Here is a 17,141-nt window from a genome sequence, read left to right as displayed (position 1 = left end):
AATGAAAGATAAAGAAATAAAATGTCAAAATATGATTTTAAGCATTCATTCCATCTATTTTTCTATTAATATTGTTAAATTAAAATTGTTTTTATTTTTAGAATAAATTATCTTTTAGTTACCCAACAACAATATATATTAATTAAATTTAAGATAGAGTGAGTTTAATACTAGGTGTTAAATAAAATATACATCGTGAAAGAATATTATCACGTATCAATATCAATAATTTAACAATGCAAAATAAGATAGGAATAAAGTCGCTCATTTTAATTCATTATGCGAATAATGCCACTATTAATTATCAATTTTATATTCCCACTAGCATTTCTTAGAAAAATTCAACAGGTCTGATATTCAGAATATCTTCAGTTGTGATACAAGAATAATACTGTGAAATGAAATTACAGTCACAGATATAACTAATGTAAAACGCATTTTATAAGATGCTGGGGAATTAAAAGAATGAATATTGTTGAGCGATTTATTTCTTACACCAAAATTAACACCACCACTGATAGGGAAAAGGGCGCGGCAGGGATTATGCCATCCTCAGAAGGGCAACGTGTCCTTGCGAAACAATTGGTTCAGGAGCTCGAGGCTCTGGGCGTTGAAGACATTAAACTGCGTGACACTGCCATTGTCACCGCAACGTTACCTTCCAACCTTGATTATGATGTCCCAACCGTCGCTTTCTTCGGCCACTTAGACACTAGTGCAGAACAAACTAATGATACTAAGGCGCAAATCTTGCCATACACCGGTGAAGATTTATGCATGAATAAAGAGCTTAATATTTATCTACGTAAGAGTGAATTCCCTGAATTGGTGAACTACATTGGTGATGACATTATTGTCACTGATGGAACCAGCCTATTAGGTGCTGACGATAAAGCGGCAATTGCCTCTATCATGGATATGCTGCAATACTTTAAGCAAAACCCAGAAATCAAGCACGGAACCATTAAAATTGGTTTTGTTCCGGACGAAGAACAAGGCCTCCGTGGCGCAAAAGTTTTTGATGTTAAAGAGTTTGGAGCAGATTTTGCTTACACCTTAGACTGCTGCGGTATTGGTGAACTTGTGTATGAAAACTGGAATGCGGGTGATGCCGAAATCATCTTTACGGGTAAATCAGCTCATCCAATGTCTGCGAAAGGCAAACTCGTTAATTCATTATTAATGGCGCAAAAATTTATTGCCATGTTACCCGGCGGTGAAGCCCCTGAATATACAGATGGTCGCGAAGGCTATTATTGGGTGAAACAAATGTCAGGTAATAGCGCTCGTACCGTGTTAAAAATGGACATTCGCGATTTTACCGAAGACGGCTATCGCAAACGTATGGCTTTCTTAAAACAATTAGCAGAAAGCTGTGAAAGTCTCTGGGGCAGCGAAAGTGTTGTTTGCAAGCTATCAGATCGCTATTCTAACGTTTATAACAGCCTACAAGGTGATAACCGTTACCCTATTGATATTGCTGTTGACGCCTACCAAGCTTGTGGTATTACACCAAAAGTCATTCCTATGCGTGGTGGCTATGATGGAGCCGCATTATCACAAAATGGATTACCTTGCCCTAACATCTTCACAGGTGCACATAACTTCCATTCAATCTATGAATATCTACCTGTTAAATCCCTACATGCCGCCAGCGATGTATTAAAACAAGTGGTACAAATCACCGCTGAACGCTTCAAACCAGGAGCTAAAGCATGATCCCAATTCTAACGGTTCTGATTATCGTTGTTTTGGTTGCGCGGTTTATTTTGAAGGGATACAAAGCTGAGCCGGTATTATTAATTGCTGGCTTAGTATTGATGATATTCACCCTAGCCCTTGGCTGGGGGCCTATCCTCCCTAAAAATGTCGCCACCACCGGTATCACTTGGCTCGATCCATTTGAAGTCATGCGAGATTTATTCAGTAGTCGTGCAGCAGATCTCGGTTTAATGATCATGGCATTGATGGGCTTTGCGCACTATATGGACCATATCGGTGCCAATGAAGCGGTAGTACGTGTTGCAACCAAGCCACTGAAAAATATGCGTTCACCTTATGTGCTACTATTTTTCTCTTTCTTGTTGGCGAGTATCTTGCAATTAGCCATTCCATCAGCAACAGGCTTAGCGGTATTGTTAATGGGTACCATGTTCCCCATTATGATAGGTTTGGGATTATCACCTGCTTCTGCGGCTGGGGTTATCGCTACATCCCTTGGTGTGGCCTATACTCCAACGGCAATTGATGCTATCCGTGGCGCAAAAGCTGTCGATATGTCTGTTGTTGAATATGTACTTTACTATCAAGGCCCTGCCGCGTTAGCCACTGTATTGGTGGTCGGTATTACCCACATTTTCTGGCAACGTCATTGTGACCGTAAGCAAGATTTCGTACCTGAAATTGGTAAAGCAGTTCAGTCCCATGAAAAAGAAGAAACGACTAAGTCCGTTCCCGGATATTATGCACTTCTTCCTATGTTACCCATTATTATGGCAGTAGGAACATCCAATCTGTTCTTTTCCGGTATTCACTTAGATGTTGTGACTATCGTACTGATTGCGATGGCAATTTGTATGGTGATTGAAACACTTCGCGTACGTAATTTCAAAACGGTTTGTAATGGCTTCCAAACATTTTTAAATGGTATGGGTCATGCATTCAGTAATGTAGTTGGCTTATTGGTTGCTGCTGGTGTATTCGCTCATGGTATTAAAGTCAGTGGAGCAATTGACCAACTGATTTTAGGCGCTGAGTCCGTCGGCTTGCCACCATTTGCCATGGCGATTGTATTTGCATTAGTGACCCTTGCAGCAGCCATTATTATGGGTTCAGGTAATGCACCATTCCTTGCATTCGTTGAGTTAATTCCACAAATCGCGCATAGCATGGGCGCTAACCCAATCGCCATGATCCTACCAATGCAACAAGCTTCACACATGGGTCGAGGTATGTCCCCCGTCGCGGGAGTTATTATTGCCGTATCGAGTGGGGCAAAACTGCAACCTTTTGATGTCGTGAAACGAACCGCTGTGCCATTGATGGTCGGGTTTGTCGCGCACTGTGCAATTATTGGTATTTTTTATTAATCACGAAACTTACCAGTAATAATTACAAAGCGGGAATCTTTTCCCGCTTTTATTTTCATAACACAATATTAATGTTTACACTGGCATGAATCATCATGTTTCGTATCTGAGTCTATTGGGCAACAAGAGTTGATAGTTTTATTGATGATATCGGACAATGTATTTACTGTATTGATAATTAATGGCAAGTTGTCACACACCGCATCACAATTTAATAAACCTTTATCTGGTTTTACTGGTGGTGTTAAGCTGTCACACAATATTTCCTGTAAAACCAAGGAAAAATTTGCAATCCCTGTGGTGTAAATGTACGCACGTCCGTCGGTTTCTTTGGCTAGTCGTTCATACTCCCTCGTCACGTTATCTCTATCAGCAAGAGTCGGAAAACGATCTAGATTTGTTGGGCTATCATCCGGTGTACCTTGGTAGGTATACACCTTAATTCCTCTTTCTTGAGCGACAGATATGGCTTCATTATTTTTTGCAATTGCAGCACGAGTAAGAATTCCGCCACCACCTTCCATCCCTTCATCACCCAGCACAAAAATAGCCCTACGCGCATCATCTCGCCAATCAAAGTGTTTACTAATATCAATAACAGCACGACATAAATCTTCTTTATTTCCAGCATGGTCTTGCCCATCAGATTCTTTAAATGGCAATCTAGCTTGCAGATCCCTTTCGTTCGCACCGATCTTAATTAAATATTCACTGGCAGATTGATCAAACTTAGTGTTTGCCCAAGTTCCTTCAATACCTAAAAATGTGGCACGAAGATGCGATGGACATTTTGCTGATGCCGCTTCAATCGTCGCATCAATCTGTTTACTTAAATCCCCTGCTTCATCAGCCATTGAACCACTGGTGTCGATAACAACAACTAAATCTAACGCAATTTGTCCGTTCCCAGTGACTATCTGAGATGTATTCATTACCCCTAATGAATTTGATAATAAACCATGATAAGCCGAAAGGCTGGCTTGATTTGTATCTACCTGTTCATTTGTCTTTTTTTTATCCATCGTATATTCCTTTTATTTATTCCTATTAAATAATTTGAAAGTGATTTTTGTATTATTATTTTTATTACCGTTTAATTTTTAACCCGGAAAATTATTATTACGTTTTTTCACTGGCCGATATATTTTAAAAATAGAAATACGTATTACATATTCAGATAAATTTAAGAAATAAAAGGATTTATTGATGAATTCAAATTAGAAAAATAAAAATCAATTTATCATTTTATTAGATATAAAAAAGCCAGTACCTTTCGGTACTGGCTTCTGTCAGGAATTTTGCAGTGAAATCAGAAATTAGTTCTGGTTGTCGCTGCTGAAACCTGCATTTAACAGCTCAGCTAAGTTCGCTGTTGCTTCATCTGCACTGACTTGTGGTGCATCCACAACATCGTTCAGATGACGGCGGCGGATACGGTCTTGGTGATACGCAAAACCAGTACCTGCTGGGATCAGACGTCCAACAATTACGTTTTCTTTCAGACCGCGCAGTTCATCACGTTTACCTGCAACTGCTGCTTCAGTCAGTACGCGTGTCGTTTCTTGGAACGATGCTGCTGAGATAAAGGATTCTGTTGCCAGAGATGCCTTAGTAATACCCAACAGGTCACGAGCAAAGTTCGCTGGAATTTTGCCTTCTTGTTCCAGTTTACGGTTAGAAACTTTAACACGTGAGTACTCGACTTGTTCACCTTCGAGGAATTCAGAACTTCCTGCATCCGCGATAGTGACTTTACGCAGCATCTGACGAACGATAACTTCAATGTGTTTATCGTTAATCTTAACGCCTTGTAAGCGGTAAACTTCCTGAACCTCGTTAGTGATATAACGCGTAACAGCATGGACACCACGCAAACGCAGAATATCGTGTGGAGATTCTGGACCATCGGAAACCACGTCACCACGTTCAACGATCTCACCTTCGAACACGTTAAGCTGACGCCATTTAGGGATCATCTCTTCGTACGGATCGCTACCATCTAATGGTGTGATAACCAGACGACGCTTCCCTTTGGTTTCTTTACCAAACGAGATAATACCGCTGATTTCAGCCAAGATTGCAGGCTCTTTCGGACGACGTGCTTCGAACAAGTCAGCTACGCGTGGCAGACCACCCGTGATATCTTTAGTACCCACAGATTCTTGTGGAATACGCGCTAAGGTATCACCGACATTGATTGCGATGCCATCATCTAACTGAACAATTGCTTTACCCGGTAAGAAGTACTGAGCAGGCATGTCTGTGTTAGGTATAAGAACGTCGTTACCATTTGCGTCAATAACACGTAAAGCAGGACGTAGGTCTTTACCACCACTGGTACGTTCCGCAGTATCCAGAACAACGATTGAAGACAGACCGGTTAATTCATCAGTCTGACGCGTCATTGTTTGACCATCAAGCATGTCAGAGAAGCTGATAATACCCGATACTTCACTGACGACTGGCATGGTATGTGGATCCCAGTTCGCAACAGTTTCACCGCCCGTTACTGCATCGCCATCGCCTTTCGTCAAGTGCGCACCGTAAGGGACTTTATAGCTTTCTTTAGTACGACCGAATTCGTCAATCAGACGCAGCTCTGTATTACGTGAAGTAATAACCAGTTTACCTTCTGAGTTCGTAACGAATTTTGCGTTAACCAGTTTCAGAGTACCTGTGTTACGGACTTGAATGCTAGATTCTGCCGCTGCACGAGATGCCGCACCCCCGATGTGGAACGTACGCATCGTTAACTGTGTACCCGGCTCACCGATTGACTGTGCCGCGATAACCCCGATAGCTTCACCTTTGTTGATGATATGACCACGAGCAAGGTCACGACCATAACAGTGAGCACACACACCGAAGTCAGTTTCACAACTTACAACTGAACGAACTTTAACGCTGTCGACTGAGTTAGCTTCTAACAGGTCACACAGTTTTTCGTGCAGTAATGTATTACGTGGAACTAGAATGTCCGCAGTTCCTGGGATCAGGATATCTTCTGCAGTCACACGACCCAGTACACGTTCACGCAGTGGTTCTTTAACGTCGCCACCCTCGATAACCGGAGTCATCAGGATACCTTCGTGAGTTCCACAGTCGTCTTCAGTTACCACCAAGTCCTGCGCAACGTCAACTAAACGACGAGTCAGATAACCGGAGTTCGCTGTTTTCAATGCGGTATCGGCAAGACCTTTACGCGCACCGTGCGTAGAAATAAAGTACTGGAGAACGTTCAGACCTTCACGGAAGTTTGCCGTGATTGGTGTCTCGATGATTGAGCCATCTGGCTTAGCCATCAGACCACGCATACCGGCTAGCTGACGAATCTGAGCTGCAGAACCACGAGCACCGGAGTCGGCCATCATAAAGATACTGTTGAAAGAAACTTGTTGTTCTTCGACGCCATCACGGTTAATAACCGCTTCAGTCGATAAGTTTTCCATCATCGCTTTAGCAACACGTTCGTTTGCCGCTGCCCAGATATCGATAACTTTGTTGTAACGTTCGCCTGCTGTAACCAGACCAGACTGGAACTGTTCCTGAATTTCTGCAACTTCAGCTTCTGCTTCGGCGATAATTCCAGCTTTTTTCTCTGGAATAACCATATCATCGATACCAACTGATGCACCAGAACGTGCCGCATAGGCAAAACCGGTATACATGATTTGGTCAGCAAAAATAACAGTAGGCTTCAGGCCCAGAACACGGTAACAGGTGTTCAGCATTTTAGAGATCGCTTTTTTACCTAACGCTTGGTTAACCAATTCGTAAGGCAGACCTTTCGGTACGATCATCCATAAAATTGCACGACCAACAGTAGTGTCAACTAAGCCCGTGTTGATTGTGATGTTACCTTCCGAATCTTTTACTTCTTCAGTGATACGGACTTTAACGCGGGCATGCAGTGACGCATGACCTGAACGGTAAACACGCTCAGCTTCTTTAGGACCGGCTAATACCATGCCCTCGCCTTTCGCGTTTACGCAGTCACGTGTCATGTAGTAAAGACCCAATACAACGTCCTGTGAAGGAACGATGATAGGCTCACCACTTGCAGGTGACAGGATGTTGTTGGTTGACATCATCAACGCACGTGCTTCTAACTGAGCTTCCAGAGTCAGAGGAACGTGTACCGCCATTTGGTCTCCATCGAAGTCGGCGTTATATGCCGCACAAACGAGTGGGTGCAATTGGATAGCTTTACCTTCGATAAGAATAGGTTCGAAAGCTTGGATACCCAGACGGTGAAGTGTTGGTGCACGGTTCAGCATAACTGGGTGTTCACGGATAACTTCATCCAAGATATCCCAAACAACCGCTTCTTCGCGCTCAACCATTTTCTTCGCAGCTTTAATGGTTGTTGCCAGACCACGTAATTCTAATTTGCCATAGATAAATGGTTTGAATAACTCAAGAGCCATTTTCTTAGGCAGACCGCACTGATGCAGACGCAGGTATGGACCTACGGTGATAACAGAACGACCTGAGTAGTCAACACGCTTACCAAGTAAGTTCTGACGGAAACGACCTTGTTTACCTTTGATCATATCTGCCAAAGATTTCAGAGGACGTTTGTTAGAACCTGTGATTGCGCGACCACGACGACCGTTATCTAACAGGGCGTCAACCGCTTCTTGCAACATACGTTTTTCGTTACGTACGATGATGTCTGGCGCAGCCAGATCCAGGAGGCGTTTCAGACGGTTATTACGGTTGATTACGCGACGATACAGATCGTTTAGATCTGATGTTGCGAAACGACCACCATCGAGTGGAACTAATGGACGCAGATCTGGTGGTAATACAGGTAATACGTTTAAGATCATCCACTCTGGCTTGTTACCAGATTGGATAAATGCTTCTAGCAGTTTGATACGCTTAGTCAGCTTCTTACGCTTAGTTTCAGAGTTAGTTTCGTTTAACTCTTCGCGCAGCGTTTCACACTCGTTCTCAAGATCGAGGTTTTTCAGCAGGCCTTGGATTGCTTCCGCACCCATTTTTGCATCAAATTCGTCACCGAACTCTTCCAGCGCATCTAAGTATTGCTCTTCTGTCAGAATCTGTGCACGCTCAAGGCTAGTCATACCGCCTTCAACAACTACATATGATTCAAAGTACAGAACGCGTTCGATATCACGCAGTGGCATATCAAGCAGCAAGCCGATACGGGATGGCAGTGATTTTAAGAACCAAATGTGTGCAGTCGGAGATGCAAGTTCAATGTGACCCATGCGCTCACGACGGACTTTGGTCTGTGTAACTTCAACGCCACACTTCTCACAAATCACACCACGGTGTTTTAAACGTTTGTACTTACCGCACAGACATTCGTAGTCTTTTACTGGCCCGAAAATACGCGCACAGAAAAGACCGTCACGTTCAGGTTTGAACGTACGGTAGTTAATGGTTTCTGGCTTTTTAACTTCACCGAATGACCATGAACGGATCATATCAGGTGATGCCAGAGCAATCTTGATAGCATCAAACTCTTCGGTCTTGGTTTGCGCTTTCAGAAACTTTATTAAGTCTTTCACAAAATGCTCCTGTCGGAGTTAGACCTGTCAGGTGAGTGTTCAAAGACACTCTCCCCAAATCCCAGTGCTTACATGTGCCGGAAAGCAAGCTTTCCGGCATAAAACGAATTACTCGTCTTCCAGCTCGATGTTGATACCCAGTGAGCGAATTTCTTTCAGTAATACGTTGAAAGATTCCGGCATACCAGGTTCCATCTGATGGCTGCCATCGACGATGTTTTTATACATCTTCGTACGGCCGTTAACGTCATCCGATTTAACTGTAAGCATTTCTTGAAGAGTATAGGCTGCACCGTATGCTTCCAGTGCCCACACTTCCATCTCCCCGAAACGCTGACCACCGAACTGCGCTTTACCACCCAGCGGTTGCTGAGTAACCAAGCTATAAGAACCTGTTGAACGGGCGTGCATCTTATCGTCAACCAAGTGGTTCAGTTTCAGCATATACATGTAGCCAACAGTTACTTGGCGCTCAAAGCGCTCGCCAGTACGACCATCGAATAATGTAATCTGACCTGAAGTTGGCAGACCACCCAATTTCAGCAGTTCTTTGATTTCTTTCTCTTTCGCACCATCAAATACTGGTGTTGCAATTGGCATACCTTTTTTCAGGTTCTCAGCCAAACGCATAACTTCTTCGTCAGAGAAAGTGTTCAAGTCAACTTTCTGGCGTGGATCATCACCTAAATCGTATGCTTTTTGGATAAACTCACGCAGTTTGGCAACTTCTTCTTGCTGTTTAAGCATGGCATTGATTTTCTCACCAATACCTTTCGCTGCCATCCCTAAGTGAGTTTCCAAAATCTGACCGATGTTCATACGTGATGGTACGCCCAGCGGGTTCAGAACGATATCAACTGGGTTACCGTTTTCATCGTAAGGCATGTCTTCAACTGGGTTGATTTTTGAGATAACACCTTTGTTACCATGGCGACCCGCCATTTTATCACCCGGTTGGATCTGACGTTTAACAGCCAGATAAACCTTAACAATTTTCAGTACACCCGGTGCTAAGTCATCACCTTGAGTAATTTTACGACGTTTTGCATCGAGTTTTTTCTCGAACTCAGATTTCAGTTCGTCATACTGTTCAGCTAATTGCTCTAACTGGTTTTGCTTCTCTTCGTCAGCTAAAGATAACTCTAACCAACGGTCGCGAGGCAGTTTGTCCAGTTTTTCAGCTTCAATTCCGCCGTTAACCAGTACAGAACGGATACGTGCAAACAGACCTGCTTCGAAAATACGTAGCTCTTCTGTTAAGTCTTTCTTCGCATCACGTAACTGAGTTTCTTCGATCTCTAATGCACGTTTGTCTTTCTCTACGCCGTCACGGGTAAATACTTGTACGTCAATAACCGTACCAGATACACCGTTAGGAACACGTAAAGAAGAGTCTTTAACGTCTGATGCTTTTTCACCAAAGATAGCACGTAACAGTTTCTCTTCTGGCGTCAGCTGAGTTTCACCTTTAGGTGTCACTTTACCAACCAGAATATCGCCGCCTTTCACTTCCGCACCAATATACACGATACCGGATTCATCAAGTTTAGACAGTGCAGCTTCACCGACGTTTGGAATATCTGCAGTGATTTCTTCAGGCCCTAATTTAGTGTCACGAGACACACAAGAGAGCTCTTGAATATGAATAGTTGTAAAACGGTCTTCTTGAACAACACGCTCAGAAACTAAGATGGAGTCTTCGAAGTTATAACCATTCCATGGCATGAATGCCACGCGCATGTTTTGACCAAGTGCTAATTCACCGAGGTCTGTTGAAGGACCATCCGCTAACACGTCACCACGTTCAACTGGCTCACCTAAAGATACACAAGGCATCTGGCTAATACAGGTGTTCTGGTTAGAACGGGTATATTTAGTCAGGTTATAAATATCGATTCCAGCTTCGCCTGGGTACATCTCATCTTCGTTAACTTTGATAACGATACGAGAAGCATCAACGTACTGAACCGAACCACCACGTCTTGCAACAGCAGTAACACCAGAGTCAACCGCTACTGCACGCTCCATACCTGTACCAACTAATGGTTTGTCAGCACGCAGAGTAGGAACCGCTTGACGTTGCATGTTTGCACCCATCAATGCACGGTTGGCGTCATCGTGTTCAAGGAATGGGATCAGGGACGCACCAACAGAAACAACCTGTTGAGTCGAAACGTCCATATATTCAACCTGTTCACGGCTGAATAAGCTTGATTCACCTTTGTTACGACACGTAATCAGTTCTTCAACAAAGCTACCATCATCACCTAAAACGGTGTTCGCCTGAGCAATGATGAAGTTACCTTCTTCAATTGCAGACAGATAATGGATTTCGTCTGTCACTAAGCCATCACGTACTAAACGGTATGGGGTTTCTAAGAAACCGTACTCATTGGTCTGTGCATAAACAGATAATGAGTTGATCAGACCGATGTTTGGACCTTCAGGCGTTTCGATTGGACAGACACGACCGTAGTGAGTTGGGTGAACGTCACGTACTTCGAAGCCCGCACGCTCACGAGTCAAACCACCTGGGCCTAACGCAGAGATACGACGTTTGTGCGTAATTTCAGACAACGGGTTGTTCTGGTCCATAAATTGAGACAGCTGGCTGGAACCAAAGAACTCTTTAACTGCGGCTGAAATTGGTTTCGCATTGATCATATCTTGTGGCATTAATGCATCAAGGTCGCCCAGAGAAAGACGCTCTTTCACTGCACGCTCAACACGAACCAGACCGACACGGAATTGGTTCTCTGCCATTTCACCAACAGAACGAATACGACGGTTACCTAGGTGGTCGATATCATCCACTTCGCCTTTACCGTTACGGATATCGATGAGTTTACGCATAACATCAATGATGTCTTCTTCACTCAGGATACCTGAACCTTCGATTTCTTCACGGTTCAGTGAACGGTTGAACTTCATGCGACCTACCGCAGACAAGTCGTAACGGTCTTCAGAGAAGAACAGGTTCTCGAACAAGTTTTCTGCAGCTTCACGGGTTGGTGGCTCACCAGGACGCATCATGCGGTAGATTTCTACCAATGCACTCAGACGGTCGTTAGTTGGGTCGACACGAACGGTTTCAGAAATGTAAGCACCGTGGTCTAAGTCATTGGTAAACAATGTTTCGATTGTTTTATGACCAGACTGGCTCAGACGTGCCAACATATCTAAAGAAAGTTCCATGTTCGCTGCACAAATCAGCTCACCGGTGCTTTCATCAATATAGTCTCTAGCAACAACTTTACCTGCGATATATTCAACAGGAACTTCGATGCTATTGACTTCTTCTTTCTCTAACTGACGAATGTGACGTGCAGTGATACGGCGGCCTTTTTCTACATAGACTTTACCGTTCGCTTCGATATCAAACGAAGCAGTTTCACCACGCAGACGCTCAGGAACCAGCGTCATCATCAGTTTATTATCACGGATTTGGAATACGGTTTTTTCGAAGAACAGATTTAAGATTTCTTCGGTGTTGTAATCCATTGCACGCAGAATAATGGTCGCAGGTAATTTACGGCGACGGTCAATACGTACAAACAGGTTATCTTTCGGGTCGAATTCGAAATCAAGCCATGAACCACGGTAAGGGATAATACGTGCGTTATATAGCACTTTACCTGAAGAGTGTGTTTTACCTTTATCGCTGTCAAAGAATACACCTGGACTACGGTGTAACTGAGAAACGATAACACGCTCAGTACCGTTGATAACGAAAGTTCCGTTTTCAGTCATGAGTGGAATTTCACCCATGTAAACTTCTTGTTCTTTGATGTCTTTAACAGTTCCTTCCGGTGCTTCACGCTCATAAACGATGAGACGTAATTTCACACGTAAAGGCGCAGAGTAAGTTACACCGCGAATTTGACATTCTTTAACATCAAAAACAGGCTCGCCTAAACGATAGCTGACATATTGTAATTCAGCATTACCGCTGTAGCTCTGAATTGGAAACACAGAACGGAAAGCTGCTTCCAGCCCATTCTGGCCATCTGGATCTTGCTCGATAAACTTCTGGAACGAGTCAAGTTGGATAGAAAGGAGATAAGGTATGTCCAAAACTTGTGGACGCTTACCAAAGTCCTTACGGATACGTTTTTTCTCGGTATAGGAGTAAACCATAGGTTTCCTCAGCTCGTTGATCAGTGACCCAAGTGGTTAGCTCTTAGTTTAAGAGACTGAACCGCAACGCGTTTTTATATAAGAAACGGAAAATGAATACTTTCCTTAATACTCATTGCTATTACTCTTAAATCATTTCATTGCGTTGCCATTGCTACCGAGCTACCCGAGCGGGTCGTAGCGAAGAACACAGTATATTAAGTCGTCAATAGAAAGAAGTATTGGAGGGTTGTTGTTAACATTAAAACTGCGTGAAAAGCTGTTAACACCCATCACGCCTTACAGCGCAAAAAGGCTGGTGATTAAAAAATCACCAGCCGTCAGCCTAATTAGATCAGGCTGCGTTCTTGAAATTGAACTTATTTAAGTTCAACAGAAGCGCCTGCTTCTTCAAGAGATTTTTTCAGAGCTTCAGCTTCGTCTTTGCTTGCAGCTTCTTTAATAGTAGCTGGAGCAGATTCTACCATGTCTTTAGCTTCTTTCAGGCCAAGACCGGTTGCGCCACGAACTGCTTTGATAACTGCAACTTTGTTACCGCCAACAGCTGACAGTACAACGTCGAATTCAGTTTTTTCTTCAGCAGCTTCAGCAGGACCCGCAGCAACAGCAACAGCAGCAGCAGCAGAAACGCCGAATTTTTCTTCCATCATAGTAATCAGTTCAACAACGTCCATTACAGACATTTCTGCAACTGCATCAAGGATTTGGTCTTTAGTGATAGACATAACAAGTGTTCCTAAAATTCAGAAATAGTTTATACGTTAAAAAGCAACGAAGGAAAGGGCTTATGCAGCTTCTTTCTGATCGCGCAGAGCAGCCAGAGTACGAACCAATTTGCCTGCAGCGGCTTCTTTCATGGTTGACATCAGGCGTGCGATTGCTTCATCGTAAGTTGGGAGAGTTGCCAGACGATCGATATCTTTCGCTTGGATTAACTCACCTTCAAAGGCCGCAGCTTTAATCTCAAATGCTGGATTCGCTTTCGCGAACTCTTTGAACAGACGAGCGCCAGCGCCCGGGTGTTCGTTAGAGAAAGCAATTAAGGTTGGACCGACAAACACGTCTTTCAGTACGTCATAAGAAGTACCTTCAACAGCACGGCGGATCAGTGTGTTACGAACAACACGGATATAAACGCCAGCTTCGCGACCTGCTTTACGCAGTTCAGTCATTTTTGCTACAGTTACGCCGCGTGAATCAGCAACAACTGCAGAAAGCGCGCCTTTGGCTACTTCGCTGACTTCAGCAACAATCGCTTGTTTGTCTTGAAGATTTAGTGCCATTAGCTTCTTGCTCCTGGATTAACCGGGAAACCCCGGGACTCACATCACTCAAACACAACATTATGTAAGAGCGCTAAAACACGGTGAGCAGAATAGAAATCCAGAATTAAATTCTAGGTATCTCTGTCACCGTCTACGCAGGTAAATTAAGCAGCGGTTAGACTACACCTGCGGTCTTGGACGGGGTCTGGAAAGGCCAGACTCCATACCGAAATTTGTGGTTTGTTGAGTATATTGCTATACCCAACAAACTCAAGGCGTCAAATTTTATACAAATTTGACGCAAAGGTAAAGCCTAATTACCAATTAGCCGAAGCTATAGCAATTAAACTGTCGCTGACAGACCAGCTTGGTCAACAGCAACACCTGCACCCATAGTGGTAGACAGGCTAACTTTCTTGATGAAAACACCTTTAGCAGAAGCTGGTTTTGCTTTTTTCAGCGCGATCAGCAGTGCTTCTAAGTTTTCTTTCAGTTTGTTAGTGTCGAAATCAACTTTACCGATAGTGGTGTGGATGATTCCGTTTTTGTCATTACGGTAACGAACCTGACCTGCTTTAGCATTGTTAACTGCTTCAGCAACGTTTGGAGTTACAGTACCAACTTTCGGGTTTGGCATCAGACCACGTGGGCCCAGAACTTGACCTAATTGGCCAACAACGCGCATTGCATCTGGAGAAGCAATAACAACGTCAAAGTCCATTTCACCAGCTTTGATTTTATCAGCCAGATCTTCCATACCTACCAGTTCAGCGCCTGCAGCTTTAGCAGCTTCAGCGTTTGCGCCTTGTGCGAACACAGCAACGCGAACTGAACGGCCAGTACCGTGTGGCAGTACAGTTGCACCGCGAACGTTTTGGTCAGATTTACGAGCATCGATGCCCAGGTTGATAGCTACGTCAACGCTTTCTACGAATTTAGCAGTTGCTAATTCTTTCAGCAGTGCAACGGCTTCGTTGATGTCGTACTGTTTAGTTGCATCAACTTTTTCACGGATATTGCGCATGCGCTTAGTCAGTTTAGCCATTGTCTTAGTCCTCCACTACCAGGCCCATGGAACGAGCAGTACCTTCAATTGAACGCATCATTGCGTCAACATCAGCACCAGTCATGTCCGCAGCTTTAGTTTCAGCGATTTCGCGAATCTGAGCAGAGGTCACTTTACCAACTTTATCTTTGTTAGGCTTGCCTGAACCAGACTTAACGCCAGCTGCTTTTTTCAGCAGAACTGCTGCAGGTGGAGTTTTGGTAACGAAAGTGAAAGAACGGTCTGCGTAAACAGTAATAACAACAGGAATTGGTAAACCTTTTTCCAGGCTGTCTGTTTTTGCGTTGAACGCTTTACAGAATTCCATGATGTTAACACCTTGTTGACCCAGAGCTGGACCAACTGGTGGACTTGGGTTCGCCATACCAGCTGCAACTTGCAGCTTAACGTAGGCTTGAACTTTCTTAGCCATGATATTTCCTCTAGATGGGTGATAGCGCCTTACAATTTGCAAGGCTCCCCGTTACATTAAACATGTCCCGCACATTAATTTGCGCCGAACATAAAAACAAAAGGCGCGAAATTGTAGTCAAATTTCACGCCTTTTGCAAGTCAGTTTTGTCGCTTAGATTAGGCTTTTTCTACCTGACCAAAATCCAATTCGACTGGAGTTGCGCGACCGAAGATAGAAACAGAGACTTTTAAGCGGCTCTTTTCATAGTCAATTTCTTCAACAACACCGTTAAAGTCAGCAAATGGACCTTCGCTAACACGAACCATTTCACCTGGTTCAAACAGTGTTTTCGGACGTGGTTTATCACCAACTTGTTGTAAGCGGTTCATGATAGCGTCAACTTCTTTATCGCTAATTGGCGCTGGACGATCTGACGTTCCGCCAATGAACCCCATTACACGCGGTACACTACGCACTAAGTGCCAAGAGTCATCGTTCATGACCATTTGGACCAAGACATAGCCTGGGAAGAATTTACGTTCACTCTTACGGCGCTGACCGCTACGGATTTCAACAACTTCTTCTGTTGGAACCATAACTTCGCCAAAAGAATCTTCCATAGCATGTAATTTGATATGTTCACGTAAAGATTGTGCTACGCGACCTTCAAAACCAGAGAATGCCTGAATGACATACCAGCGCTTTTTAGGTGAATCGGACATTTAGAATAACCTCAGGCTTGTAATAAATGAAACTAAACGCACCAGGATACCATCTAGTCCCCACAGTATTAAAGACATTACAGCCGTTACTGCAGCAACAATTAAAGTAGTTTGCAATGTTTCCTGGCGAGTAGGCCAAATGACTTTTCTCATCTCGACGCGAGCTTCGCGTGCAAACGCCAGTGTTGCTTTACCTTTTGTAGTCCATAAAGCGACAGCACCTGCAATAGCGACAACAGCCACAACTGCAAATGCACGCAGCGCGAGATTATATTGACGGAAGTAATAATTGCCAACAATAGCAATTATTAATAAGGCACAGACAATGACCCACTTGAAGATGTCTGCACTGCGTCCACTTCCTTGAGCTTCGCTATTCGCACTCATAATTCAACCTGTTACCATGAAGTATGTACATAGCCTGCTTGCTTACAAAGGTAAAACAACCAAGCCAAACCAATAGAATATGCCAACATATCCCTCAATTACTACAAACTAAGCCTGCAAAATTTGATAGGGATATCAATAACATCACCTGCGATCTAAAAGTAATTAGCCTTGTTAATGGAGGTAATTAGCGTTATTCGTTCTGCAAACACAACAAGTTGCAGTAACATTTTATTTCGCAAGTACTACTTGTATGTCAGTACTATCACTTTACAAGTGCTACCCATTTCACAAGTGCTATTCCATTTTGCAGGAATTTCAGCATGCTCAGCAAATTTTTTAACTACACCAATAAGAAAATGACTTTCTTTTTGTGGCAGCGGTAAAATATACCATATCTTCCGAGCAAAACCTTAATAAATCTCATATAACTGCGCAAAGGAGCCCGCACAGTTATCAATTCGTTGTTTCAGAGCCTATCTCACCAATAATTATACAAATGATTGATGAGATAGGTTCTTAATTTTGCAACGTCTGAATT

The 17,141-nt window shown here is 43.5% G+C and carries 11 protein-coding genes; 2 read left to right on the top strand and 9 right to left on the bottom strand.

Annotated elements, in window-relative coordinates:
• The first annotated feature begins 465 nt into the window (after nucleotides 1-465).
• Complete coding sequence (gene pepT / locus FVA69_RS01700; RefSeq protein ID WP_109913194.1) at nucleotides 466-1,719, top strand: peptidase T; 1,254 nt, start codon at nucleotides 466-468, stop codon at nucleotides 1,717-1,719.
• Nucleotides 1,716-3,089, top strand: coding sequence for a C4-dicarboxylate transporter DcuC (dcuC, locus tag FVA69_RS01695; RefSeq protein WP_164528303.1), 1,374 nt, complete (start codon nucleotides 1,716-1,718; stop codon nucleotides 3,087-3,089). Before pepT ends, dcuC begins: the two co-directional genes overlap by 4 nt.
• 68 nt (nucleotides 3,090-3,157) lie before the next feature.
• Here the strand turns inward: dcuC and FVA69_RS01690 are convergent, their stop codons facing one another.
• From FVA69_RS01690 to secE, 9 genes are all read right to left on the bottom strand, one after another.
• Complete coding sequence (locus FVA69_RS01690; RefSeq protein WP_109913196.1) at nucleotides 3,158-4,111, bottom strand: hypothetical protein; 954 nt, start codon at nucleotides 4,109-4,111, stop codon at nucleotides 3,158-3,160.
• Between the two features lie 294 nt (nucleotides 4,112-4,405).
• Nucleotides 4,406-8,629: a DNA-directed RNA polymerase subunit beta' gene (gene rpoC / locus FVA69_RS01685; RefSeq protein WP_109913197.1), complete on the bottom strand. Its 4,224-nt coding sequence runs from the start codon at nucleotides 8,627-8,629 to the stop codon at nucleotides 4,406-4,408.
• A 108-nt stretch (nucleotides 8,630-8,737) separates the two neighbouring features.
• Nucleotides 8,738-12,766: a DNA-directed RNA polymerase subunit beta gene (gene rpoB / locus FVA69_RS01680; protein WP_004265877.1), complete on the bottom strand. Its 4,029-nt coding sequence runs from the start codon at nucleotides 12,764-12,766 to the stop codon at nucleotides 8,738-8,740.
• 359 nt (nucleotides 12,767-13,125) lie between these two features.
• On the bottom strand, nucleotides 13,126-13,491 hold the full coding sequence (rplL, locus tag FVA69_RS01675; RefSeq protein ID WP_004265879.1) for a 50S ribosomal protein L7/L12: 366 nt from the start codon (nucleotides 13,489-13,491) through the stop codon (nucleotides 13,126-13,128).
• 60 nt (nucleotides 13,492-13,551) lie between these two features.
• Entirely contained in the window at nucleotides 13,552-14,049 is a 498-nt protein-coding gene (rplJ, locus tag FVA69_RS01670) for a 50S ribosomal protein L10 (protein ID WP_004264381.1), read from the bottom strand.
• A gap of 325 nt (nucleotides 14,050-14,374) precedes the next feature.
• The gene (gene rplA / locus FVA69_RS01665) at nucleotides 14,375-15,076 is read right to left on the bottom strand and encodes a 50S ribosomal protein L1 (RefSeq protein WP_004265881.1); all 702 of its coding nucleotides are present in this window, start codon (nucleotides 15,074-15,076) and stop codon (nucleotides 14,375-14,377) included.
• Nucleotides 15,077-15,080: 4 nt separating this feature from the next.
• Complete coding sequence (gene rplK, locus FVA69_RS01660) at nucleotides 15,081-15,509, bottom strand: 50S ribosomal protein L11 (RefSeq protein WP_004264379.1); 429 nt, start codon at nucleotides 15,507-15,509, stop codon at nucleotides 15,081-15,083.
• 158 nt (nucleotides 15,510-15,667) lie between these two features.
• Complete coding sequence (gene nusG / locus FVA69_RS01655) at nucleotides 15,668-16,213, bottom strand: transcription termination/antitermination protein NusG (RefSeq protein ID WP_004264378.1); 546 nt, start codon at nucleotides 16,211-16,213, stop codon at nucleotides 15,668-15,670.
• Nucleotides 16,214-16,600 (bottom strand): preprotein translocase subunit SecE, encoded by a 387-nt coding sequence (gene secE / locus FVA69_RS01650; RefSeq protein WP_004265885.1) that lies wholly within the window; start codon nucleotides 16,598-16,600, stop codon nucleotides 16,214-16,216.
• Nucleotides 16,601-17,141 lie beyond the last annotated feature (541 nt).

Source organism: Providencia sp. PROV004 (assembly GCF_011045615.1).
In the GTDB taxonomy this organism is placed as follows: domain Bacteria; phylum Pseudomonadota; class Gammaproteobacteria; order Enterobacterales; family Enterobacteriaceae; genus Providencia; species Providencia rettgeri.
This window is presented reverse-complemented; position numbering and strand designations above follow the sequence as displayed.

What these genes read in the sequence shown, in the direction of transcription:
- pepT (WP_109913194.1), top strand. Translation starts at nt 466, where the DNA reads ATGAATATTGTTGAGCGATTTATTTCTTACACCAAAATTAACACCACC.
- dcuC (WP_164528303.1), top strand. Translation starts at nt 1,716, where the DNA reads ATGATCCCAATTCTAACGGTTCTGATTATCGTTGTTTTGGTTGCGCGG.
- FVA69_RS01690 (WP_109913196.1), bottom strand. Translation starts at nt 4,111, where the DNA reads ATGGATAAAAAAAAGACAAATGAACAGGTAGATACAAATCAAGCCAGC.
- rpoB (WP_004265877.1), bottom strand. Translation starts at nt 12,766, where the DNA reads ATGGTTTACTCCTATACCGAGAAAAAACGTATCCGTAAGGACTTTGGT.
- rplL (WP_004265879.1), bottom strand. Translation starts at nt 13,491, where the DNA reads ATGTCTATCACTAAAGACCAAATCCTTGATGCAGTTGCAGAAATGTCT.
- rplJ (WP_004264381.1), bottom strand. Translation starts at nt 14,049, where the DNA reads ATGGCACTAAATCTTCAAGACAAACAAGCGATTGTTGCTGAAGTCAGC.
- rplA (WP_004265881.1), bottom strand. Translation starts at nt 15,076, where the DNA reads ATGGCTAAACTGACTAAGCGCATGCGCAATATCCGTGAAAAAGTTGAT.
- rplK (WP_004264379.1), bottom strand. Translation starts at nt 15,509, where the DNA reads ATGGCTAAGAAAGTTCAAGCCTACGTTAAGCTGCAAGTTGCAGCTGGT.
- nusG (WP_004264378.1), bottom strand. Translation starts at nt 16,213, where the DNA reads ATGTCCGATTCACCTAAAAAGCGCTGGTATGTCATTCAGGCATTCTCT.
- secE (WP_004265885.1), bottom strand. Translation starts at nt 16,600, where the DNA reads ATGAGTGCGAATAGCGAAGCTCAAGGAAGTGGACGCAGTGCAGACATC.